At 62.2% G+C, this 23,087-nt stretch carries 17 protein-coding genes and 1 pseudogene; 11 read left to right on the top strand and 7 right to left on the bottom strand.

What is annotated here, in order from left to right:
- Positions 1-25: 25 nt before the first annotated feature.
- Positions 26-1,474: an FAD-binding oxidoreductase gene (locus tag BLW25_RS22105; protein WP_092904220.1), complete on the top strand. Its 1,449-nt coding sequence runs from the start codon at positions 26-28 to the stop codon at positions 1,472-1,474.
- 43 nt (positions 1,475-1,517) lie between these two features.
- Positions 1,518-2,624: an alpha-hydroxy acid oxidase gene (locus BLW25_RS22100; RefSeq protein ID WP_092904218.1), complete on the top strand. Its 1,107-nt coding sequence runs from the start codon at positions 1,518-1,520 to the stop codon at positions 2,622-2,624.
- Positions 2,625-2,759: 135 nt separating this feature from the next.
- On the opposite strand, the gene BLW25_RS22095 is transcribed toward BLW25_RS22100, so the two are convergent.
- Genes BLW25_RS22095 through BLW25_RS22075 form a run of 5 tightly spaced genes read right to left on the bottom strand, consistent with a single transcriptional unit; the run spans position 2,760 to position 7,590 of the window.
- Positions 2,760-3,566: a carbohydrate ABC transporter permease gene (locus tag BLW25_RS22095; protein ID WP_092904216.1), complete on the bottom strand. Its 807-nt coding sequence runs from the start codon at positions 3,564-3,566 to the stop codon at positions 2,760-2,762.
- Entirely contained in the window at positions 3,563-4,441 is an 879-nt protein-coding gene (locus tag BLW25_RS22090; RefSeq protein ID WP_092904214.1) for a carbohydrate ABC transporter permease, read from the bottom strand. Before BLW25_RS22090 ends, BLW25_RS22095 begins: the two co-directional genes overlap by 4 nt.
- Positions 4,442-4,451: 10 nt before the next feature.
- Entirely contained in the window at positions 4,452-5,747 is a 1,296-nt protein-coding gene (locus BLW25_RS22085) for an ABC transporter substrate-binding protein (RefSeq protein WP_092904212.1), read from the bottom strand.
- A 7-nt stretch (positions 5,748-5,754) separates the two neighbouring features.
- The gene (locus BLW25_RS22080) at positions 5,755-6,804 is read right to left on the bottom strand and encodes an ABC transporter ATP-binding protein (protein WP_092904210.1); all 1,050 of its coding nucleotides are present in this window, start codon (positions 6,802-6,804) and stop codon (positions 5,755-5,757) included.
- Positions 6,805-6,813: 9 nt separating this feature from the next.
- Complete coding sequence (locus BLW25_RS22075) at positions 6,814-7,590, bottom strand: DeoR/GlpR family DNA-binding transcription regulator (protein WP_092904208.1); 777 nt, start codon at positions 7,588-7,590, stop codon at positions 6,814-6,816.
- A gap of 357 nt (positions 7,591-7,947) precedes the next feature.
- Between BLW25_RS22075 and BLW25_RS25130 the strand changes: the two are divergent.
- Positions 7,948-8,126, top strand: a pseudogene (locus tag BLW25_RS25130) (TraM recognition domain-containing protein); the annotation flags it as partial.
- A 253-nt stretch (positions 8,127-8,379) separates the two neighbouring features.
- Here the strand turns inward: BLW25_RS25130 and BLW25_RS22070 are convergent.
- Positions 8,380-9,174, bottom strand: coding sequence for a helix-turn-helix domain-containing protein (locus BLW25_RS22070; protein ID WP_092904206.1), 795 nt, complete (start codon positions 9,172-9,174; stop codon positions 8,380-8,382).
- A 139-nt stretch (positions 9,175-9,313) separates the two neighbouring features.
- Here BLW25_RS22070 and BLW25_RS22065 point away from each other — a divergent pair, with 139 nt between their 5' ends.
- The 7 genes from BLW25_RS22065 to BLW25_RS22035 are packed head-to-tail and all read left to right on the top strand — an operon-like array spanning position 9,314 to position 18,982.
- Positions 9,314-11,293: a CocE/NonD family hydrolase gene (locus BLW25_RS22065; protein WP_092904204.1), complete on the top strand. Its 1,980-nt coding sequence runs from the start codon at positions 9,314-9,316 to the stop codon at positions 11,291-11,293.
- Positions 11,294-11,353: 60 nt separating this feature from the next.
- Positions 11,354-12,931: an ABC transporter substrate-binding protein gene (locus BLW25_RS22060; protein ID WP_092904202.1), complete on the top strand. Its 1,578-nt coding sequence runs from the start codon at positions 11,354-11,356 to the stop codon at positions 12,929-12,931.
- Between the two features lie 9 nt (positions 12,932-12,940).
- Positions 12,941-13,885, top strand: a complete 945-nt coding sequence (locus BLW25_RS22055; protein WP_092904200.1) for an ABC transporter permease — start codon at positions 12,941-12,943, stop codon at positions 13,883-13,885.
- Positions 13,869-14,753: an ABC transporter permease gene (locus BLW25_RS22050; protein WP_171909714.1), complete on the top strand. Its 885-nt coding sequence runs from the start codon at positions 13,869-13,871 to the stop codon at positions 14,751-14,753. The genes BLW25_RS22055 and BLW25_RS22050 overlap by 17 nt, the downstream gene beginning before the upstream one ends.
- 2 nt (positions 14,754-14,755) lie before the next feature.
- On the top strand, positions 14,756-15,757 hold the full coding sequence (locus BLW25_RS22045; protein ID WP_092904198.1) for an ABC transporter ATP-binding protein: 1,002 nt from the start codon (positions 14,756-14,758) through the stop codon (positions 15,755-15,757).
- Complete coding sequence (locus BLW25_RS22040) at positions 15,754-16,716, top strand: oligopeptide/dipeptide ABC transporter ATP-binding protein (RefSeq protein ID WP_092904196.1); 963 nt, start codon at positions 15,754-15,756, stop codon at positions 16,714-16,716. The genes BLW25_RS22045 and BLW25_RS22040 overlap by 4 nt, the downstream gene beginning before the upstream one ends.
- Positions 16,709-18,982 (top strand): S9 family peptidase, encoded by a 2,274-nt coding sequence (locus BLW25_RS22035; RefSeq protein WP_092904194.1) that lies wholly within the window; start codon positions 16,709-16,711, stop codon positions 18,980-18,982. Before BLW25_RS22040 ends, BLW25_RS22035 begins: the two co-directional genes overlap by 8 nt.
- An 81-nt stretch (positions 18,983-19,063) precedes the next feature.
- Here the strand turns inward: BLW25_RS22035 and BLW25_RS22030 are convergent, their stop codons facing one another.
- Entirely contained in the window at positions 19,064-22,048 is a 2,985-nt protein-coding gene (locus BLW25_RS22030; RefSeq protein WP_171909713.1) for a CapA family protein, read from the bottom strand.
- A gap of 364 nt (positions 22,049-22,412) precedes the next feature.
- On the opposite strand from BLW25_RS22030, the gene BLW25_RS22025 reads away from it, so the two are divergent.
- The gene (locus BLW25_RS22025) at positions 22,413-22,976 is read left to right on the top strand and encodes an ABC transporter permease (RefSeq protein WP_092904190.1); all 564 of its coding nucleotides are present in this window, start codon (positions 22,413-22,415) and stop codon (positions 22,974-22,976) included.
- Positions 22,977-23,087: the final 111 nt, after the last annotated feature.

Here is a 23,087-nt window from a genome sequence, read left to right as displayed (position 1 = left end):
CCCGTCTTCAGCCCTGATCGCAATCATGACCCAAGCGCCCACCCTGCTGTCCCGCCTTGCCGAAATCGTCGGCGACAAACATGTTCTGGTCGAACAGGACCGGATCGCAGGCTTTCTGATCGATGTGCGCCGCAGCTATGAGGGCAAGGCGATCTGCATCGTCGAGCCGGGCTCGACCGAAGAGGTCGCGGCGATCCTGCGGCTTTGCACGGAACTTGACCAGCCGGTCACACCGATCGGTGGCAATACCGGTCTAGTCGGTGGTGCCGCTGTGCGCGGGCGGCCCGGGCCCGACGGCCAGGACACGCCCGGACTTGGCCTGTCCCTGCGCCGGATGAACCGGATCCGCGGGATTTCACCGCTTGAGGGCACCATTACCGTCGAGGCGGGCTGCGTATTGCAGACCATTCAGGAGGCCGCGAAAGCCGAAGGCCTTTACTTCCCGCTCAGCCTCAGCGCGGAAGGCAGCTGTCAGATCGGCGGCAATATTTCGACCAATGCGGGTGGTACGGCGGCGCTGCGCTACGGCGTGACGCGTCAGCTCGTCATGGGGCTTGAGGTGGTTCTGCCAACGGGCGAAATCCTCAATGGCCTTGCACCCTTGCGCAAGGACAATACCGGATATGATATCCGCCAGCTCTTCATCGGGGCCGAGGGCACTTTGGGGATCGTCACTGCAGCCGTGATGCGGGTGATGCCGGCCCCGGCCTCTGTCGCGACCGCGATGGTGGCCTTGGCTTCGGTCGAGGACGCGCTGGAACTTCTGCGCCGCATGCACAAGTGCTTTGGAGAGCGTGTAAGCTCGGCCGAAATCACCGAGGCCGATTATATGCGCCTCGTTGTTGAGCGTTGCCCCGGCGCGCGTCTGCCGTTTGACAGCCTGCCCGACTGGTCATTGCTGCTTGAAGTGAGTGACAGCCGCGAGGGCCAGAACCTGACCGAGCCGCTTGAGGAAGTCCTGGCCCGGGCCTTCGAGGACGGCCTGGTCTCGGACGCGGTAATCGCCCGCAATGAGGCCCAGGCAGAGAGCTTCTGGTATCTGCGCCATGGTGTCTCGGAATCAATTCGTCATGCGCCGAACATGTCGCATGACAGTTCGGTCCCGCTGGAGAAACAGGGCGAATATGCCCGTCTGACCCGGGCCCGGATCACCGCCCGCTTCCCTGAGGCACGCACGCTTTATGTGGGCCATATGGGGGACGGGAACATGCATCTTGTTGTGCTGTTTGAACCCGGCACTTTCGCAGACCGGGCGGCCTATCTCGCTGTCTCGGGCGAGCTGGATCTGATCATTGACGATGTGGTGATGGAACTGGGCGGCAGCATCACAGCCGAGCATGGTATCGGCCTGAGCTATCGCAAACGCCTTGCGCGCAGCACTGATCCGGCCGAGCTGCGGCTGATGCTCGGCATCAGAGCGGTGTTCGATCCGGCGGGCATCATGAACCCCGGCAAGCTTTTCCTGCCCGAATGAGCGACAAGGGTGACAAGCCCCGCAGCAGCACGAGGCCCGTGTAATGACATTTCTGGATTTCGAAGAGGCGCGGGCCATGGCGCGCCGCCGTCTGCCGCGCGGGATCTTTGAATATATCGACCGCGGCACCGAGGCCGAGACCGCGCTCGCGCGCGGGCGGGCGGCGCTTGACGATGTGACCCTGGTTCAAAGGGTGTTGACCGGCACCCCACCCGACCCGACGGTAAGCCTGTTCGGCCGGCAGCTGCCATTGCCACTGATCATGGCGCCGACCGCTTTTGCGGGCCTGGTGCGCCATCGGGGCGACATAGGGCTGGCAAAGGCGGCGCGGGCGGCAGGCATTCCCTTTTCGGTTGCAACCGAAGCGGTGGTTGCAGTTGAGGATGTGGCCAGAGAAGCGGGCGGTGATCTGTGGTTCCAGCTTTACATGTGGGAGGGGCGCGAAAACTGGCAGCGTCTGCTTGATCGCGCCCGTGATTGCGGCATCGATACGCTGTTCTTCACCGTCGATACCCCCGTCTTCCCCAAGAAAGTTTTCAATATCCGCAATGGTTTTGGCCTGCCGATGAAATTCGGCTGGCGCAATATGGCCGATGTCGCGACCCATCCGCGCTGGACCGCAGATGTGCTGGGACGCTCCCTTTTGCAAGGCGGTCTGCCTCGCTTCGCCCATTATCCGCCGGCCGCCCGGCGCTCTGTCCTGGGGCGCGGCGGGGTCTCGCTGTCGCATAAGCCGGGGCTGTCATGGGACGATGCAAAAGCGGTGCGGGACTATTGGCCGGGGAAACTGGTGCTCAAGGGTATCATGCATCCCGATGACGCCCTGTGCGCGCAAAAGACAGGCGCGGACGGGATTGTCGTATCGAGCCACGGCGCGCGGAACTTCGACAGTACAGTCGCGCCGATCACCATGCTGCCCGCGATCCGGAAGGCGGTCGGGCCGGATTTTCCCTTGCTGGCCGACAGCGGCGTGCGCACGGGCGCGGATGTGCTCAAGCTGATGCTCGCAGGTGCGGATGTGGTCCTGCTCGGACGTGCGATGCTTTATGCGCTCGCCGCCGATGGAGAGCGAGGTGCAGCGAACATGATTGCGATCATCGCTGAAGAGCTTGCACAGGCAAAAGCGTTTTCGCCTGTGCGTCTTCAATAGAAAGCACGTGAAGACGCCAGGGCCAGCCAGACAAGATAAGCGTTTGATTTTCTGCCGTCGGCCATCACGGCTGTCGCGACTACAAATAGATAAAAGACCATGCATCATGGCCCCCCCTGACACCGCATAAGGGTGTCATCGAATGCCGGAGCGCATGAAACTTTGCACAAACTGGCGCTGGAAGATGAGAAAGGCGATCAGCAAAGGCGCGACCGAAGTCAGCGTGGCGGCGGTGATCGTCGGCCAGTCGATCCCCTGTTCGGGCGCGGCAAAGACCGACAGACCCACTGTGATCGGCCGTGTATCCACGGAATTTGTCACCACCATCGGCCAGAGGTAATTGTTCCAGTGAAACGAGACCATCACGAGGCCATAGGCCAGATAGGCGGGTTTGGCCAAAGGCACATAGACGCGCCACAGGATCTGCATCGGCCCGGCCCCTTCCATCCGCGCCGCCTCGTCCAGCTCTTTCGGAACCGATTTGAAGCTTTGCCGCAAAAGGAAGATGCCGAAGGCAGAAGCCAGGTAGGGCAATGCAATCGCCAGCGGCGTGTCCATCAACCCCAGCCATGAGATGGTTTTGTAATTCCGCACCAGCAGGATTTCCGGCAAGATCATCATCTGCACCAGAAACAGCATGAACAGGGCCTGTGCGCCGCGAAACGGAAAGGCCACGAAGGCATAGGCCGCCAGGGTGCAGATCACATATTGTGATGCCACAACCAGCGTCACGAGGATCAGCGTGTTCAGGAAATAGCGCGGGAAGGGCAGCCTTTCCCAGACGCGGGCAAAGTTCTCGCCGGTCAAGGGCGCGAAAAGGTCAAAGCGCGTGGCGAATTCTGCCGGATGGATCGCGGTCCAGACCGCGTAAAGCAGAGGCAGGATCCACAGGATCGCGAGGGGCAGTGCAAGCGCGGTCAGGACAGGGCTCGGACGGTTCATCTGTAGAAGATCCTTCTGTCGGCCCAGCCGAATTGCACCAGCGCGATCAGCGCAAGGATGGCCAGCAGCACAACTGTCAGCGCGGCCGCATAGGCGGTGTCCCAATAGCCGAACCCGGTCTGCCAGATGTAATAGAGCAGGAGCTGTGTCGAATTGTCCGGCCCGCCCCGGGTCATGGTCATCACATGATCGACCAGCCGGAAGGCCTCGATCACCGCATTGATGGCCACGAACAGCGTGGTGGGCATGATCATCGGCAGGATGACGCGGCGCAGGCGCTGCAGGGGGCTGGCGCCTTCCAGCTTTGCGGCCTCGATCAGCACGGGCGGCACCTGCTGCAGGGCCGCGAGGTAGAAGATCATGAAAAACCCGGCATTCTTCCAGATGGTGATCACGATCAGCGCGCCAAGGGCTGTATCAGGGCTGCCCAGCCAATTGTTGCCGCCCAGCCCGAAAGGGCGCAGAATCTGATCGATCAGCCCGTAATCGGGGGCGTAGAAGAACATCCAGATATTGGCGACCGCGACCATTGGCAGGATGGTCGGCGTGAAGAAGGCCAGCCGCGCGAAAGCGCGCCCCCGGATCCTGGAATTGACCAGAAGCGCCATCCCAAGCGCCGTTATGATTGAGGCGGGGATGGTCACAGCGGCATAGAGGACGGTGTTGGACATCGCCTTCCAGAAGACCACATCCGTCAGCATCGTCTGGTAATTTTCGCCCCCCACCCAGACCGCCGCGCGGCGACCGCGCGGGGTCGAATGAAAGCTGTCCCACAATGTCGCCACCGTGGGAAAGAGGGTGAAGCCCACCAGGAGCACCAGAGCAGGTGTCAGGAGCAACCAGCCAAAGATCAGATTGCGGGAGGTGGGCTGCATCGTCCGCGCCTCAGTTCTGGTAAGGCTTGAGGATGCGATCCGCTTCGGCCTGCGCGCGGTCGAGCGCCTCCTGCGGCGTGGCGGATCCGGTCAGCGCCGCCTGGATCGCATCATTGATCAACTGGTTGATGCGGTTGTTCTCATAGGTCGAGAATTCCGGCACAGCGACCGGGATCTGCCTGCGCGCAACCTCGGCGGCGGGCACTTCGGCGATATAGGCTTTCATCGCCCCGGTTTCCCAGCTGTCATCGCGCGGCGCGACATAGCCGGTTTTGATCGACCAGTCCGCGAGCAATTCGGGCGTTGACAGGAAGCGCACCAGTTTCCAGGCGGCGGCCTTTTCCTCATCCGAGGCATCCTCGAAGATATAGAGACTGCCGCCACCCAGCACGCTGGCCGGCTCCGGGTTGCCCGGCAGCGGTGCAATGCCGAAATCGAATTTTGCATTCTGGCGGATATTGCCCAGATTGCCGGTTGTGGTCCAGGCCATCGCGAGGCGGCCTTCAAGGAAATCTGCGGGCGTGGTGGCCCATTCCTGAATGCCTTTCGGATGCGCCTCATATTTATTCGCCAGATCGACCCAGAATTGCAGCGCCTCGACCGCTTCGGGCGTGTTCAGCATCGTGGTCGTGCCATCATCCGAGCGCAGTCGAGCCCCGTTTTGCGCCACCATCGGCTCGAACAGCCACTGGCCCGACCCGGAATTGCCGGGAATGCCGATGCCCCATTGCGTGACATTGCCGGCATTGTCTTTCAGGGTCAGTTTCGACGCGGCCTCTGCCAGCGCTTCCCAGGTCATCGGCGGCGCTTCGGGGTCAAGGCCGGCGGCGCGGAAGGCGTCTTTGTTGTAATAGGCCACAAGCGTCGAACGCTGGAAGGGGATCGACCAGAGATGCCCCTCGGCCTCGCCCGACTGGCGGTAAGGCAGCATGAAACCATCAAGCCAGGCACGGTCCTCATCGGTTTTGATGAACTGATCCAGCGGCGCGATCACTTCGTTATCCAGGAGCTGGAAGAGATCGACAGACAAGAGCACCGCAGCGGTCGGCGGCGTGCCGTTCTTTGCGGCGGTCAGCGCGCGGTTATAGGTATCGACATAATTGCCGGAATAGACCGCCTCAACCTTGATGTCGGGGTTCGCGGCCTCGAATTCGGCGACATAGCCGTCGATGGTCTGGGTCAGCGCACCGCCGACCTGCACGGGATAGAAAAAGGTGATCTTCGTCTCGGCGAGGGCCGGCGACAGGGCAAGCATGACCAGGCCGGCGCTGCCAAAGAGCGCCCGCTTCAGGGAGGTGAGTTTCATGATATCCTCAGGCTGGTTGGAGGGAGGAAGGGGATTGTGCCCGGGCGATATCCGCCCTGAGGCCAGTTTTGGGGTCGAAAAGGTGAAGCGCCCCGGCGGGCCAGCGCAGATGCACGACAGCGCCCACCCCATGCCCCGGGCGGCCCTGAACACGGATGTTCAGATGCGCGCCGCCGATATCGACCGAAAGAATGGAATCGGCACCGAAATATTCGAGTGCGGCAACACGGCCCGGCAGACCGTCCCGGGCAAGCGTGATCTCTTCAGGGCGCAGACCCACAAGCCCGCCAGGCGGCAGATGTGCGGCCATCGGCCCGAGATCCCCGACCGTGACGATATTCATCGGTGGCTGACCGATGAAACGGGCCACAAAGGTCGAGGCGGGGCGGGAATAGATCATCTCGGGCGTGTCGAACTGCTCGATCCGCCCCTCATTTAACAGGGCCACCCGGTCGGCCATCGACATGGCCTCGGTCTGGTCATGAGTGACGAAAATCATCGTGATGCCAAGGCGTTGCTGCAGGCCCCTGATCTCGGCCCGCATCTCGGCGCGCAGCTTTGCATCAAGGTTCGACAATGGTTCATCCAGCAGACAGACCGGGGCCTCGGCAATCAGCGCCCGCCCAAGTGCAACCCGCTGCTGCTGGCCGCCAGACAATTGCGCTGGCCGCCGGTCGAGCAATTTCTCCAGGCCCAGCAATGGCGCCACCCGGGCCAGACTATCCGCCTGGACCTTGCGGCTTTCCCCCCGGACCGACAGGCCGAAAGTGATATTGTCGCGCACCGTCAGATGCGGGAACAAGGCGTAGGACTGGAAGACCATTGAGACGCCGCGCCGGGACGATGGCAGCGAAGTGATATCACGTCCGTCAATATGGATGGTGCCGGATGTTGGCTCCTCCAGCCCGGCGATCAGCCTCAGCGTGGTCGATTTTCCACATCCCGAAGGGCCAAGCAAAGCGATGAATTCACCTTCGCGGGTCTCAAACGAGATATCACGGACAACCTGGGTTTCACTCCATGCCTTGTTCAGGGATCTGACAGAAAGAATTGGCATCACAGTCTCTCAGGCGAAGATCAGTTTAGCGGCGATATCGGGGCTGACATCGCCCAGAACCCCGCGCGTCGCGGTATCGGTGACGATGTGATCCACCGCGCTCAGCGGTGCGATGACCGACAAGGCGCTGCGGGTGAATTTGGAATGGTCAGCAACCACCACCACCTTTTGCGCGATTTCGATCATGGCGCGCTGACCATCGGCCAGGGCGGGGCTGGAGATGGCGATCTGCCCCCGTGTCAGATCCACCGCCGAGACCGAGAGGAAGACAAAATCGACATTGAAGCGGCGGATCGACTCGGCCGCCAGCGGGCCAGTCAGGCTGTGGTTGAAATCATGGTATTCACCGGCGGTGACGAACAGCTTCGGCGTGCCGGCAGCACTCAGCGCGGCCAGAATATCGGTGCCATTGGTGATGAAGGTCAGATCTCTGCGATCGGCCAGATGACGACAGACCGCCAAAGTCGTCGTGCCCGCATCCAGATAGACCGCATCGCCGGGTTTCACCAAACCGGCAGCCGCCCTGCCGATCCGGGCTTTTTCGGCCGCGTTTTGCATCAGACGATCGGCGTTCGGGTATTCTTGCGTAATCTGGCGGGGGGCCAGTGCGCCGCCATGCGTACGCTGCAGAAGCCCCCGGCGCTCTAGCTCGGCCAGATCGCGGCGAATCGTTGCTTCGGACACTGCCAGCACCGAGCAAAGCTCCTGAATGTCGACCCAGCCGCGGCTTTGCAGCCGTTCCAGCAACTGGTCATGTCGTGTGTTGAGCTGTGGCAAGTTGTCCAATGAAGTCCTCAGCCTGTTGATCAGCTTCTCGGCCAGGATAGACCTGATCTGTGACAGCGGAATGACGTAATGCAGTCATGTGATCGAAAGCAGTCATTCCGGCCGGACGCCGCCCGACCCGCGACCAGGGCACCCGAGCGGCATCGCGGTCCGGCTGCACCACGTCCGGCAGGCAAGGGAGATGCCGGTCCGTGCGACAAAGCCATGAGATATCCCGGATGGAGCGAGCACAGCCTCTGCGCAGTCGAAGTGACCATTAATGGGTCGGCCACGGTTATATGCCGCACCTGTCATAGAATTTACGGCACAAGGGAGACGAACGGCCAGCGCAGGCATAACGGATGCGTTCCGCAATGATTGGACGAGATCTATGGTGAGAACACCCGCCGCTCCTTGCAAGGCAGGGCGGGAGAGAGCTCTGTCTGACGCCATCCGACCAGAAGACCATCGAGGAGCTAAGCCACGCCGTCGGCAAGACCACCAAGCGGGTGGTCATCGGCGGGCAGGATCCGGGTGCGGATGTTATGCACGGCAAGCCGTGCCGAAAGTTCGCTTTCGGCTTAAGGCCCGGTATGATGACGATGGCGCATCTCTCTATGCTACACCTGCAACCGGCAGCTTTGTCCGAATAGCCACCACGGTCGAGCCTATCCGGCAAGGCTTTAGCTGCAATGCCGGCATGTGGCTTTCAGTGTCGGGTTTAAGAACCGACAACGACGTCGGACAACGGCACCCCGCCAATGGCACGCAAGATTTAAGACCCTTATGACAGGCGCATAGGGCAGCTGCTCAACCCGTCATCAACATGTTTTCGCCGGAACTGAAGAAGTTCCGGACAATCGGGTCGAGATTGCTGCCATCGACCCGGAAAAGCCCGCATTGCGCCAGGGCCTCGCGCAGCGAGAGCGTCATCCGCAATCGACGGATGATCAGCCGCGATGCAAAGGGTCCGCGATGGGGATGCCAGCCGATCCCGGACGCCATGCCGGTCAGGTAATTGGCCTGGTGGCGATGCGCGGCATAGAGAATTGTCTGGCCAAACCCATCCACCGGACCGCGCGCATGTTCCAGAATGAAGATCCGGTCGCCCCGCAGCACAGCATGGCCGTCAAAACGCGACCGGGTGATCCTGCCATAATCAGGATTCTCGACGCGACCGACATAGCGGGTCAGCACCCGATGATCGCGCTCGTAAAGCTGCAAAAGGCCGCATTGCACCTGACCGGGCCACGACGGGGTCAGGAAATAATAATGATAGAAGCCCAGATAGTGCCGCAGCGATGCCAGTTCGCCCGGCTCGGGGCGCAGGGCGGCGGCGAAAGAGGATTGCGGATCGAGGCCAGGCCCGCTGCGCGAATCCTCAAGGCGGGGCGAGAGGAGTTCCTTTTCGCTCAGCGCGAAATAGGCCGCGATACGGCGCAGGTTATGCGCCGAGGGCATGGCGGAGCCGGTAAGATAGCGGTCAAATTGCTGCCGGTTGATGCCGATTTCGCGGCAAATCAGCGAGACTGACACCCTGGTTGCACAGAGATTTCGCAAATTGCGGGAAAAATTCTCGCCGATGCGCGCTGACAGCACGGACATTTTACGCTCCTTTGCATCTGTTCGCGTAAACCAGCACAAATTGATATAAATCCGCGCAATTGGCAAGCAGTCCTCAATCCTCATTCTGCGCGGCAGTGCTTCGCTGCGAGGCCAGAATAACCAGGGAAGAGTGCCGGGCATGACCGTGATCCATGAAACCGTCGATTTGGCGATCAATCTCCCCGATGGCACCAGGCTCTCGGCGCGCAGCTGGATCCCGGAGGATGCCGTGGCGAAGCCGGTTCCGGCGATCCTCGAATTTCTGCCCTATCGCAAACGCGATGGCACCGCAGAGCGCGATCAGATCACCCATCCCTGGTTTGCTGCTCGGGGCTACGCCTGCCTGCGCGTCGATATGCGCGGCTGTGGCGAATCCGAGGGCCTCTTTGACGACGAATATTCGCCCCAGGAGATGCAGGACGCGCTGGATGTGATCGACTGGATCTCACGGCAGGACTGGTGCTCGGGTAATGTCGGCATGATGGGGATTTCCTGGGGCGGCTTCAATTCACTGCAGGCTGCGGCCAATCGCGCGCCCGCGCTGAAGGCGATCATCACGCTTTGCTCGACCACCGACCGCTTTGCCGATGACATCCATTTCAAGGGCGGCTGCCTTCTGGGCGAGAATATCGGCTGGGCGGCGACGGCGGCTTCCTGGTTTTCGCCACCGCCGGACCCGGCGCTGGCGGGCGAGGCCTGGCGCGATATCTGGCTGAACCGGCTGGAGAAAATGCCCTTCCTCGCGCAGACCTGGCACGAGCATCAGAACCGCGATGCCTATTGGAAACATGGCTCGGTCTGCGAGGATTATGATGCGATCACTGCGGCAGTCTTTGCCATTGGCGGCTGGCATGACGGCTATCGCAACACCCCTGCCCATCTCGCGGCCAATCTGAGCGCACCAGTCCGCGCGCTGATGGGCCCCTGGAACCACAAATATCCGCATATGGCAGTGCCCGGACCCCGGATCGGCTTTTTGCAGGAAGCGCTGGCCTGGTGGGATCACTGGCTGAAAGGCATCGGGAACGGCGCCGACAGGGCCCCGGCCTATACCGCCTGGCTGATGGACAGCGTAAAGCCCGCAACCTCTTTCGGGCATCGTCCCGGGCGCTGGATTACCGAGGCCGAATGGCCCTCGCCCCGGATCACGCCACGCATCTTCCACCTTGGCGAGGCCCGGCTGGGCGACACCCCTGCCCCCGCCTTCACGCAGCTGGCGCGCCCCTCAACGGCGGTCGGGATGGCGACGGGAGAGTATTTCCCCTTTGGCTTCGGCCCGGGTGAATTGCCCGATGACCAGCAGGGCGATGACGCGCTTTCGGCCTGCTTTGACTCGGACATGTTGAGTGACACCTGCGACATTGTCGGTGCACCGCGTGTCAACCTGACGCTCAGCGCCGATCAGCATCGCGGACAAATCGCCGTGCGGCTTTGCGATCTGCGTCCCGATGGCAGTTCGGCCCTGATCACGATGGGCGTCCTGAACCTGCGCCACCGTGAAGGCTTCGATGCGATGAAGGATATCGTCCCGGGCCAGCCCACAGAGGTCACGCTGGATCTGGACCAGATCGCCTACCGCCTGCCCGAAGGCCACCGGCTGCGGATTGCTGTTTCCACCAGCTACTGGCCCTTCATCTGGCCCGAACCCGAGCCTCTGACGGTGACGATCTCGGGGGGCAGCCTCTCGCTGCCGCTGCGCCCGCTGGCGACAGGTGACGAGATCAGTTTCCCTGAACCGACCGGCGCACCGCCTCTGGCGCTGAAATACCATTCGGAAACACTCGAATCGAAACATGTCGAGACCGACCCAGGGACCGGCGAAACCCGGATCATCATCTCCGGCACCACACCGCTGACCGAAGATCTGACCCATGGCCTGACCACCGGATCGAAAATCGAGGAAATCTGGTCGATTCGGGACGGCGAGCCCGCCAGCGCAAGGGTCGATATCACCTGGGATCGCAGCCTTGGCCGGGGGGACTGGCAGACCCGCAGTCGCGTTCTGACCAGTCTCTGGGGCGATGCGGAAGATTTCCACATCGTTCAGCGCATCCAGGCCTGGGAGGGCGAAAGGCTGGTCTTTGACCGCCATCACCAGGATTCCGTGCGCAGGCTTTAAGCTGCGGACAATTCGATAAAAAGGCATCCTCAGGATGCGGGACAGGAAGGGACCGGAACAATGACTGTGAAAGAGATGACCGGCGTATCGCGCCGTGGTTTTATCGCCTCATCACTTGCGCTCGGGGCGGCGGGGCTTGCCCTGCGCGGCCATCCGGCTTTGGCCCAGGTCAGCACGGAAGGCGGTCGTCTTCGCGCAAGGCTTTATGCCGATATCTCGAATCTCGATCCGGCCTTCTGGACTTCGGGCTCGGATGCGCTGGTGATGGAATGCATCTTCGCCTTCGCGATGCAGTTCGAGACCGGCACAAGTGAGTTCAACGCTCTGCCACTGGCGCTGAAAGCGTTGAATGTGATCGATGACACCCATATCGGCTTTGAGCTGAATGAGGGCATCCTCTATTCCGGCGAATATGGCGAAATGACCGCCGAGGATGCCAAATTCTCCTGGGAACGTATCGCGGATCCGGCAGTGCAATCGCCCTATGCGGCGGATTGGGCGCAGCTGGATCATGTCGAAGTGACCGGTCGCTATAGCGGCACCATCGTGCTGAAATCGCCCTTCGCCCCCTTGTTCACCACCACCCTGCCCGCAACCAGCGGCATCATCCTGCCCAAAGCTGCGATTGAGGCGGCGGGTGGTCAGTTCTCGACCGAGCCGCCGGTGACCTCTGGCCCCTACCGCATCCGCGAATGGCAGCCGCGCACCCGGCTGGTTCTGGAAAAGAACCCCGATTTCACGCTGTTCGATGTCGTATTCGATGAGCTGGTCCTGATCCCGATCGAAGACCCCAAGACCGCCGAGCTGGGCTTTGAAGCAGGCGATCTGGATCATGCGCAGACCTCGATCTCGTCGATCCCGCGCTTTGCCGCTGCCGCACCGAATGGCGGGCGCTTTGATGAGTTTACGGCACTGAATTATTACTGGCTTGGCATGAACGAGGCCAATGCCGATCTGACAGATCAGAAAGTGCGCCGCGCCATCCAGCACGGGATCGCCCGCGATGCGGTGGTCGAGGCCGCCTATCTGGGGGCCGCCTCGCCCGCCGCCGGGATCATCGCGCCGGGCCTTGCGGGGCACCGCGCGGAAAACACCTATAATTACGACCCAGATCTTGCCCGCAGCCTGCTGGCCGAGGCCGGTGTACCGAACCTCAATGTCACGCTTTCAATCCAGCAAACCGCCGAAGATCTGGCCGCCGCCCAGATTATCCAGGCACTGCTCGCCGATATCGGCGTCACCGTGCAGATTGACCAATATGAAAGCGGCAGCTTCTGGAGCCTCGGTATCGAGGCCGATGGCGATCAGTGGAAGAGCCTGCAGCTCTTCCTCTTCAGCTTCACCATGCAGCCCGATCCCAGCTGGGCCACCGCCTGGTTCACCTCGGAGCAGGTGGGCGTCTGGAACTGGCAGCGGTTCAGCAATGAGGAATTCGACCGGCTGAACCAGGAGGCCTCGACCGAGCTGGACACGGAAAAGCGGGGCGCGATGTATATCCGCATGCAGGAGCTGATGGAGGAATCGGGCGATTTCGTCTTCCTGACCTTCGAGCCGATCGGCACCCTGACCGCCGCAGGCGTCATGCCCGCGATGCGGCCCGATGGCTGGCCGATCCTGTCGCGTTTCACAAAGGCCTGATTTCCCGCGATGCTCAGCTATCTTGCCAGGCGCATCCTTCTGTCGGTCGCGGTGGTCCTCACCGTGATCGCAGCCCTGTTTGCGATGATGCATGCCATTCCCGGTGACGCGGTCAGAACCGCGCTTGGCCCGCGCGCAAGCGAGGCCATGGTCGAGGCTTATCGCGTGAAAATGGGGCTGGATCAGCCGGTTCTGGTGCAGATCTGGCGGTTTTTCAGCACCATTTTGCAGGGGGATCTGGGCAGTGACGCCATATCGGGTGTACCGGTTGCGCGGATCATCCTCGCGCAGCTTCCCGATACGCTTTACCTCGTCGCCGGTGCGATGGTGGTCGCAGTGGTGCCCGGCATCTGGCTGGGCGTGATGTCCGCCACGCATCGCGGCAGCCTTTTTGACCGGGTGACCTCGGTCCTGTCGGTCTCGGTCATGGCGGTGCCGTCTTTCGTGATCGCGATCTATCTCCTGCTGATCTTTGCCATCCACCTGTCCTGGTTCCCCGCCATCGGCGCGGGCGAGGGCTTTGCCGACCGGCTGCACCGGCTGGTCCTGCCCTCGGTCGCGCTCGGGCTGGCCTGGATCGGCTATATCGCACGGATCCTGCGCGCCTCGATGCTGGAGGTGATGGGCGAAAACCATATCCGCACCGCCCGCGCCTTTGGTCTGTCGGAGCGGCGGATCATGTTTGACTACGTGCTGCGCATCGCGCTTTTGCCGACGATCACCGTCCTTGGCATGGGGATCGGCCAGATGCTGTCCGGCGCGGTCTTTGCCGAAATCGTCTTTGGCCGCCCCGGCATCGGCAAGCTGGTCTACGATTCCATCGCAGCGCGGAATTATCCCATCGTGGTCGGCACTCTCTTGGTGACCACCGGCTTCTTCGTCCTTGTTAACCTGATTGCCGATCTGCTGATCGCCTTCCTTGACCCGAGGGTGCGCAATGTCGTCAGCCGTTGATCCCGCCGCCGCAGCTGTGGTGAAAAAGCCGCGCAAAGCCAGAGGCGCCATGCGTCGCCTTGTCAGTGACCCTCTGGGGGCGCTTGGGCTCGGGCTGATCGTGGTGACAGTGCTCGCCGCCCTTGCGGCGGGGCTTTTGCCGCATGACCCGGTCAAGCTGAACCCGATGGTACGTTTCGCCGCGCCCGGGGCCGAACACTGGCTGGGCACTGACAATCTGGGCCGCGATCTCTTTACCCGCATGCTGTATGGTGCGCGGATTGCGCTGGTAATTTCCATCGGGGCGACGGCGGCGTCACTGCTGGTCGGGCTGCTCTTCGGCGTATTGGCGGGGTTCGGGCCGCGCTGGCTGGACAGTATCCTGCTTTTGCTGATGGATGCGATGAAAAGCGTGCCCACCGTCATGCTGGCACTTGTCCTGATCACATGGACCGGGCCAAGCCTCTGGGCGGTTGTGCTGGTCGTGGTGCTGGTCAATGGTCCCACCTATGCGCGGATCGTGCGCACCCAGGTCCTCGCGCTGAGGAATGCCGAATTTATCGAGGCAGAGCGCGCCCTTGGTGCCGGTTTCCTGCGCGTCGCAAGCCTGCATGTTGTCCCGAATATCATCGGCCCGCTGCTGATCCTTGCGGCGATGGATATCCCGATCGTGGTCGGGATCGAGGCCGGGCTCAGCTTCCTGGGCCTTGGGGTCCGCCCGCCGACGCCGTCCTGGGGCACCATCCTGTTCGACGGGTTCTCCTATATCCGCGACAGCATCTGGATGGTTGTGGCCGGTGGTCTGCCCATCGTCATCACCGCGCTTGGCTTCACCTTCCTTGGCGAGGCGCTGCGCGACACGTTTGATCCGAAACTGGCAAAGAGGTGATCATGTCCCAAGATGCCAGCGATCCGGTTCTGACGGTCAGCGGTCTGACCCTTTCTTACGACATCCCCGCAGGCGAGCTGAAGGCGCTGCGCGATGTGAACCTGTCCATCGGCAAAGGCGAGATCGTCGGGCTGGTGGGCGAAAGCGGTTCAGGAAAATCGACACTGATGCAGGCCATTCTGGGCCTCTTGCCGGGGGCTGCGCAGATCAGGTCAGGTTCAATCCGGTTCGAGGGACAGGATCTGACCGGCCTTTCCGCCAGACAGATGCGGGGACTTTTGGGCGACCGGATTTCCGTCGTCTTCCAGGACCCGATGACCGCACTGAACCCGGTTCTGACCATCGGGCGGCAGATGATCGACATCCAGCACCGCAGCAAACTCAGCCGCCGTGAAAAACGCGCCCGCGCCATCGAGATGCTGGCCCGCGTGCGTATCCCGGACCCCGAAAGCCGGATTGACCGCTATCCGCATGAGTTTTCGGGCGGAATGCGTCAGCGTGTGGCGATTGCCATGGCGCTGATGGCAAAGCCTGCGCTTCTGGTCGCGGATGAGCCGACCACGGCATTGGACGCCACGCTGGAAATCGCCACGATTGACCTCTTGCGCGAGCTGCAGTCCGAAATCGGCTGCGCGGTGCTTTTCATTACCCACCATCTGGGGGTGGTGGCCGAACTCTGTGATCGTATCGACATCATGTATGCGGGCGAGATTGTCGAAAGCGGCGCGACCGGGGCCGTCTTCCAGGACCCGCGCCATCCCTATACGCAGCTGCTCTTTGCCTGCGACCCGGCGCAGATCGCCAAGCCGATGCGGCATCTGCCCTCTATCGGCGGCAATCTGCCGGATCTGACCGCGCCGCTGCCGGGCTGCATCTTTGCTTCGCGCTGCCCGCGCGCGGATGAGACCTGCACGACCGGCCATCCCGCCGATCATAAGGCCGGCCAGTCCGATCTGGTGCGCTGCCATTACCCGCTGGCCCCAAGGCTGGAGATTTCCGCATGACCCCGCTTCTTTCCGTGCGCAATCTCGATGTTTCTTACCCGGTCGGCGGGCTGATGACCAAATTGCGCGGCGCAGGCCAGTTGCAGATCGTCGCCGGGGTCAGCTTTGACCTCGCCCGGGGCGAAACCATGGCGCTTGTCGGCGAAAGCGGTTCTGGCAAGACCACACTGGCCCGCGCGATTGCCGGGCTGGGCGGCCTCGTCTCGGGCGAAATCCGTTTTGACGGCGCCCCCCTCAACACCTCCGGGCGGCAGATCCGCCGCGAGATCGCTTTCATCTTTCAGGACGCGGTCAGCTCGCTCAGCCCGCGCCTGACGGTGCGGGCGCTGTTGCGCGAACCCTTTGCCATCCATGGAATCCAATACCCCGAAGGCGAGGTGGAGCGGCTTTTGCGTCTTGTCGGCCTGCCCGCCACCATCGCCGAACGCCGCCCGCATGAGCTTTCCGGCGGCCAGGCGCGGCGCGTTGGCGTGGCACGTGCCCTGGCCCTGAAACCGCGCCTTGTGATCGCGGATGAGCCCACCGCAGGCCTTGACGTCTCGGTGCAAAGCGAAGTGCTGAATCTGCTCAATGATCTGCGCACAAGGCTGGGGCTCTCTTTGCTGATCATCACCCATAACCTCAACATCGTTCGCCATATCGCCGACCGGATGGCGATCATGTATCTCGGCCGCTTTGTCGAAACCGGGGACACCGCGCCGGTTTTCGCGCATCCGCACCACCCCTATACGGCGGCGCTGCTTTCGGCCAATCCGATCATCGACCCCGAGGCCCGCAAGACGCGGCTTTACCTGAAGGGCGAGGTGCCCGGCCTTGTACGGCGCCCGAAGGGTTGCGAATTCCACAGCCGTTGCCCCTTTGTGCAGGACCTGTGCCGCAGCACACCGCCGTCGCTGCAAGAGGATGGTCCTGTCAGCTATACCTGTCATTTCCCGATGGAAGCCTCCGTAAATGCCTGAATCTGCTGATCTGCGTCTGCCCCCCGAGGCCGAATCCCGCCTGCCCGCCGCCTTTCGCGCCGCCTGCCGCAACCTGACAGTGGCACCTTACTGGCTGGACGCGGATCGCTTCTGGTATCGGCGTGAGACGACGGGGCTGCCGGAATATGTGCTGGTGACAGTTACCGGCGCGCGCAGGCCCGCTTTCGACCATGCAGCTTTGCGCGATGCATTGCAGGACGACGCCGCTTTCGCGGCGCTGATGATCCTTGAGATCGCGGATGGTGCGGTCACCCTCGCCTCGGGACGGGATCGCTGGCGTTTCGCACAAGGTCAGCTGACCCCGCTCGCGCCCCGCCCCAATGCCGATGACGAAAGCCTGTCCCCGGATGGCCAATGGGTGCTTTACCGCGAGGCGGGCGATCTCTGGCTGCGCCCGGCAGCGGGTGGCAAGGCACGGCGGCTGACCGATACCGCAGCGCCGCATTTCGAATGGGCAAAATCGCCGGATCAGAGCCTTGAGACGGTACATCTGCAGCGCAGGGGGATCCGACTGCCGCCCGTCGCGCTCTGGTCACCGGATTCGCGCAGGATTTTCACCTATCAGCTGGATGAGCGTGCCGTGCGCCGGATCGCTCTGGTGCAGAACGTCACCGAAGATGGTGGCCCGGGCCCGATCCTGCATGAATTGCGCAATGCTTTTGCAGGTGATGAAGCCCTGCCCATCGCGCATCAGGCGGTGATTGAGGTCGACAGCGGGCGCATTGTCCCATGCGGCCCGGCAGATGTGACCGAGACCTCCGGCCTTGAGAAACGCGAAGCCTGGTGGAGCCGCGACTGCACCCGCATCTTCTGGCTGGAGCATGACCGCCATGAGCGCGAGATCACCCTGATCGAAACCGACGCAGAAACCGGTGCGGCCCGCCGGGTGATCTCGGAAACATCCGCGCGGTTTGCCGACATCCATATGGCCTATGGCGGCATGCCGAATATCTGCCTGTTGGACGCCACGGATGAACTGATCTGGTTTTCGCAACGCGACGGATATGCGCATCTCTACCTCTGCCGCCTCAGCACCGGGGCGGTGATCCGGCAGATCACGGCAGGTGACTGGCCGGTGGTCGAGGTCCTCGCGGTGAACCCGAACAGCCGCGAGGTGATTTTCCTCGCCGGCAGCGGTGAGAACAGCCCCGATCCCTATGCGCGGCGTATCTGTATCTCAGGCCTCGATCATGACACGATACGGGTGCTGTCGCCGGAAGCGGCAGACCATGCGCCCTTCCTGCGCGAACTGGGCTGGGCCGAGCTGATCGAGGCAGGTGCGGGTCCTGTTCCCCGCCCCCTCTCACCCGATCTGGCGCATATCGTCGTGACCAGCGCGACCGCCGGCGATCTGGGCGAGACCCGGCTTTTGCGCATCGCGGACCACACGGTTGTGACGGTCCTGGAAAGCGGCAGTTCCGATCTTGATCTGGTCACACCGGAACGGGTCGAATTGCTGGCCGCCGATGGCGAGACGCGGCTGTTCGGGATGCTCTGGCGCCCGGTGAACATGGCAGCGGATCAACGCTATCCGCTGCTCGACATCGTCTATCCCGGCCCGCAATGCATTCAGACCCCGCGCTCGGCACTGCCGCATGACGAGGTCGCAAAGCTCGCGATGGTTCATGCCGCTACTGCGCTCGGTATCGCGGTTCTGATGATGGACGGGCGCGGCACGCCGTGGCGATCAAAGGCGTTTCACGATCTCTGCCATGGCAATCTGAGTGATCCGGGGTTCCTCTCGGACCACGTCGCCGCCTATCCGCAGCTGGCCGGAAACCGCCCCTGGCTGGACCTGTCCCGCATCGGGATCATGGGTCATTCCGCCGGTGGCCATGCTGCAGCGCGTGCCATCCTCGCCCATCCCGGCACCTACCGCGCGGCCGTTTCCACCGCAGGCAGCCATGATCTGACCGGCTATAACCGCTGCTGGCCGGAAAAATGGCAGGGCCCGCTGATCCGCAACCCCGATGGCAGCACAAGCTATGACAGCGCCTGCAATGCCCGTCTGGCCCATGCGTTAGAGGGAAAGTTGCTGATCGGACTTGGCGATATGGATGAAAACGTGCTGCCCGCGCTCAGCCTGCAACTTGCAGCAGCACTGACCAAAGCGGGTAAGTGCTATGACATGCTGATTGCGCCAAACGACGATCACGCCACGTTCAAAAGCAACCCCTGGGTCCAGCGCCGCCTGTTGGACTGGATCGGGCGCGCGCTGACAGACCCTTCGGTAGACCGCAACTGACCTGATTGCCGGGCCCCCGGGGTGTCTGATCCCTGATCTCCTCGTCGTTGGAGACCAGCAAACCTCAGATCGCAGCTCTCGTCACTGTCCGCTATCCGCGGAAGAGCGCATATCCTCTCCCGCTTTGGTCAGGTGATCCACGAGTTTCCACAAGCCGACACCGTTTGATGCCTTGATCAGAAGTGCGCCCTGATGGGAGATGTACCCTGGCAAACGATCAAAGACGGCACTGACATCTGCGGCGGTTTCGGCTGCTATCCTGGCATTGTGCAGAGCCGGGCCGAGGGCGGTCATATATGCGCCGACCAGCATGACCCGGCGCGGTTTCAGCGACAGGATATCCGGCAGAAGTTCTGCGTGAAGCCGGGGGCTTTGTTCGCCGAGTTCAAGCATGTCGCCGAGAATAAGCGTTTTTTCAGCGGATGCATGAGCGGCGGCAAAGCTTTGGAGGGCTGCGCGCATGGACAGGGGATTGGCATTATAGGCCTCATCCTGCAGCTGGAATCTGATCGCACCGATCGACAGGCTGTGAGTCTCACCACGCCCCGCGAGCGGGCGGAATGTTTCAAACCCTTCGGCCACTTTCACGAGATCAAGCGACATCTCTGCCGCCACTGCCAGGGAGGCAAGGCTGTTGAGCGCCATATGAACGCCGCTGGCGCCGATCCGGTAAGTCAGTTGGCCATGCGGGGTCTGCGCCTCGACCAGCCGCCGTGCAGGATCGTAAGACAGGAGCCGGAAATCCGAGCCATCCGCTGCACCAAAAGTGACCAGTTTCAGCGCGGCCTCTCTGGCGCGTTCGGCCATCTCATCGAAATGGTCGCTGCCGCTCCAGATCACTGCACTCTTTCCAGGCTGCATCCCCAGAAAAATATTCGATTTCTTGCGAGCGATATCGCCGGTGGTCTCTCCCTCGCGCAGATGGGCGGTGGTGATGTTGGTAATCACGGCAATATCGGGCGCAACCCGGCGGATATGGGCCTGACCCGTGGAATTGATCGCGCTGAGCGCCGTTTCCAGGATCACCGCATCCGTTTCCGGCTGGACCGAGGCTAGATTGACCAGAATGCCGACCCTGGTGTTGTAATTATCATATGTTGCGCGGCAGTTGATCAGAGGAGAGAGCGCGGCCTGCAGCATCGAAACCGTGGTGGTTTTGCCAGAACTGCCGGTCACGCAAACGACCTTGCCGCGCATCCGGTCACGGGCTGCGCCACCGATCTGCATCAGCGCCGCCAGTGGATCCTCCACCTGCAAAAGCGGAAACTCCGGCCGCAGCCCCGGCGGCCGTTCCCGTACCAGCGCGCCGGCCAGGCGATCCTGCAATCTGTGCAAAGAGGCGTGGCTGTCCCAGCTGTCTTTCGACACTGCGGTCATGCTTTCATGACGGTTGCGGTCCTGACGGCTGTGGGCGGCAAAAAGCACAGGTTCGGGCACATGCGCCAGATGGGTCCGGCCTGCGACGGCCGAACGGCAGAACCAGCCCGGCGGCGGCGGGGTGATCCAGGTGCCACCGGTCAGCCCGGCGAGTTCTTCGGCACTCCATCCGGGCAGGTCTGCGGGCCTGGCGCTGCCCGGGTTCCTGGCCGCCTTGCCCGAGAAGGAGAGTGTGGTCGTAAGACCGGTGCGCAGCCGCCCCAGCCTTTTGAGACGGTCGAACACCGATATTTCCAGGTCGAGGACATTGTCTTCCAGCCGGGATCCCGGCGGCGGGCGCAGGCCGAAGCGTTCGTGATAGATTTCTCCCGGCTGCCAATGCGGCGTCGGCAATCGCCAGTCGCCCGGCTCATGCGCCATTCCGCGCCCCCATACCGGCATATTGCCGTTTTTGCGGGGAACAGCATGCAAAGCGATGGTCAGACGGCGGCTGACCGGTTCTTCGGCACTCCACCAGGTTTCGACCCAGAGCATGTTGCGACTTGTAAGCCTTTCAGGACCGAAGCTGACGCCGTGAAGGGTCAAAGGTCCGATGGCGACCGGCGCGATCCTTGCGCTTTCCGGCACGGGCGGCGCAGCCAGGCGGGACCGCAGCGCAGTCAGGCGGTAATCCTGTGGCATGCGCCCGGGCGGAGAAAGCGGGATCTGAAGCCGTCCGTCCGAACCCGGAATGGTGACGGTCCCAAAGGCCGCGCATTTTTCGGCGAAATCTGCGGCGATCGAGATGGCCGCATCTCCCTCGGCCTCTGAGGCCCGCCCCGGGGCGACGGTGACCGGTATCACTTCGATGCCGGTCACGCCTGACGGTCCAAGCTCCAGCCGGAAGACCGCGCTGTCACCTTTCCCTTCGGAAAAATCACACAGGAGATTGCCGGCATCATGCAAAATCGGCCGGCCTTCAAAAATCTCGATACCCTGCAACATATGCGCCGAGGCACCAAGAACGGCGTCGGCTCCGGCGCGGATCAGCGCATGGCCGGCGGCTATCTCGCCAGGGCCGGGAACCGGTTTCAGGTTCAGCCCCCAATGCACCGCAACAATCACCACATCCGCCTGGCGCCGCGCGGCCTGAATGCGTGGCTGCATTTCCCTTTGCCAGAGCGCAGGGTCCGAGAGCGGCAGAAACGCGTGCCCGGGCCGGTTACCGGTCGCGGCGAATTCCGCCTGGGTGGCATCAAGTGAGAACACCGCGACCGCAAGGCCATTGCGGCGGAAAAAGCGCGGCGCAAACGCGGCCTCGCGATCCCGTCCCGAACCTGCATGGGCTATATTTGCCAGTTCAAGCCAACAGGCCTGATCAAGCAACGCCTCGGGTCCGTAGTCGCCGGAATGATTATTCGCAGTGGCAACGAGATCGACCCCTAACCTTTGAAGGACGCGGGTCATCTCAGGACGCGCGCGGAAGTAATAGGGTCCGGATTCGCCCTTATCTGTGCCCTGTTCTCCAAGATCGGAGACCACGCATTCGAGATTGACCATCCTGAGATCTGCACCGCTGAATGACGGCAGATGGACAGCCGTTTCCCCCTCTTCCGTGCCACTCGCGAATGCGGACAGCAACAGATGTTGCCTGCGGGCGAGGCTGACATCACCACCCCAGGCAACAGTCATCCTCAGCTGATCCGGCATGGCCTGCTCCTGTGTTCTGTCTGCGCGTGCGGGTGTAATACCTGTATTGAGGTTATACCTCTTCACGCCTGGTTTGAAAGTAAGCGCAGGGATCACCCGCGCGCCTGCAACCCGAGATCGCCTCAGGCCGGCCAACGGCAAGTGAAATCTGTCGCACATCAGATCTTGCCATGTGACCCGCTGGCTGGGGAATGCAAAGATCCGGCATTCAGAAACGACGTTAATTTATAGAAATTTACTGATTAACCGCTGCACCTGTCATTTTCATATAATATCCAATAATTACCGCTACCTGACGGAGATCATCTGGACCCCGTTGCGCAATACGCCGTGGTTTACGACGGTGGCCACGCTGGCCTGAGCGCTGCTGGGCACGGTTGCGGCCTGTGTCATCCTCCGGGGGGCGCGGCGGCTGCGGAATGCGGTCGATATCCTCGTGATGTTTTCCTATGGCGTGCCGGGGATCGTGCTCGGGATCGGCCTTATCGCGACCTATCACCAGGGGCCGCTGGTGCTGACCGGCACCGCCTCTATCCTGATCCTCGCCTATATTATCCGTCGCCTGCCTTTCTCGGTGCGCTCGGGCGTCAGCACCTTGCAACAGCTTTCGCCCGAGACCGAAGAGGCCTCGTTTAATCTCGGCGCCGGGCCGCTTCGGACCTTCGCAATGATAACGGTTCCGCTTTTGCCAGGCGCGATCCTGTCGGGCGCATTCCTGACCTGGTCGAATACGGTACGCAAACCGGGCGCGAGCCTGATCCTGCAATCGGGGGGTAATATCACCATAGCGGTGGAGATTTTCAGCCAGATCATGAACGGGAATTTCGGAATCGCCTCGGCGCCTGGTGCGGTTCTGATCGGACTGACCTTCATCCCGCTGCTGATCTTCAAAGCCCTTTCCGGGCGGCGCGAGGCCCTGCAAGCCTGATGCCATCCTGACATGACCGGGCGCAGTCAGATCCCGCATTGCGGGACCTTTATGGGAAGCCGCTTACAGCAGGAAGCGATCCACAATGCGGCGCTACATAAAGCAGATGCA

It is taken from the genome of Rhodobacter sp. 24-YEA-8, from assembly GCF_900105075.1.
Classification (GTDB): Bacteria; Pseudomonadota; Alphaproteobacteria; order Rhodobacterales; family Rhodobacteraceae; genus Pseudogemmobacter.
This window is presented reverse-complemented; position numbering and strand designations above follow the sequence as displayed.

Coding starts and splice junctions, on each gene's coding strand:
- BLW25_RS22100 (WP_092904218.1), top strand. CDS start 1,518: ATGACATTTCTGGATTTCGAAGAGGCGCGGGCCATGGCGCGCCGCCGT.
- BLW25_RS22070 (WP_092904206.1), bottom strand. CDS start 9,174: ATGTCCGTGCTGTCAGCGCGCATCGGCGAGAATTTTTCCCGCAATTTG.
- BLW25_RS22045 (WP_092904198.1), top strand. CDS start 14,756: ATGTCCCAAGATGCCAGCGATCCGGTTCTGACGGTCAGCGGTCTGACC.
- BLW25_RS22090 (WP_092904214.1), bottom strand. CDS start 4,441: ATGCAGCCCACCTCCCGCAATCTGATCTTTGGCTGGTTGCTCCTGACA.
- BLW25_RS22080 (WP_092904210.1), bottom strand. CDS start 6,804: ATGCCAATTCTTTCTGTCAGATCCCTGAACAAGGCATGGAGTGAAACC.
- BLW25_RS22095 (WP_092904216.1), bottom strand. CDS start 3,566: ATGAACCGTCCGAGCCCTGTCCTGACCGCGCTTGCACTGCCCCTCGCG.
- BLW25_RS22060 (WP_092904202.1), top strand. CDS start 11,354: ATGACTGTGAAAGAGATGACCGGCGTATCGCGCCGTGGTTTTATCGCC.
- BLW25_RS22105 (WP_092904220.1), top strand. CDS start 26: ATGACCCAAGCGCCCACCCTGCTGTCCCGCCTTGCCGAAATCGTCGGC.
- BLW25_RS22065 (WP_092904204.1), top strand. CDS start 9,314: ATGACCGTGATCCATGAAACCGTCGATTTGGCGATCAATCTCCCCGAT.
- BLW25_RS22035 (WP_092904194.1), top strand. CDS start 16,709: ATGCCTGAATCTGCTGATCTGCGTCTGCCCCCCGAGGCCGAATCCCGC.
- BLW25_RS22085 (WP_092904212.1), bottom strand. CDS start 5,747: ATGAAACTCACCTCCCTGAAGCGGGCGCTCTTTGGCAGCGCCGGCCTG.
- BLW25_RS22040 (WP_092904196.1), top strand. CDS start 15,754: ATGACCCCGCTTCTTTCCGTGCGCAATCTCGATGTTTCTTACCCGGTC.
- BLW25_RS22030 (WP_171909713.1), bottom strand. CDS start 22,048: ATGCCGGATCAGCTGAGGATGACTGTTGCCTGGGGTGGTGATGTCAGC.
- BLW25_RS22055 (WP_092904200.1), top strand. CDS start 12,941: ATGCTCAGCTATCTTGCCAGGCGCATCCTTCTGTCGGTCGCGGTGGTC.
- BLW25_RS22050 (WP_171909714.1), top strand. CDS start 13,869: ATGTCGTCAGCCGTTGATCCCGCCGCCGCAGCTGTGGTGAAAAAGCCG.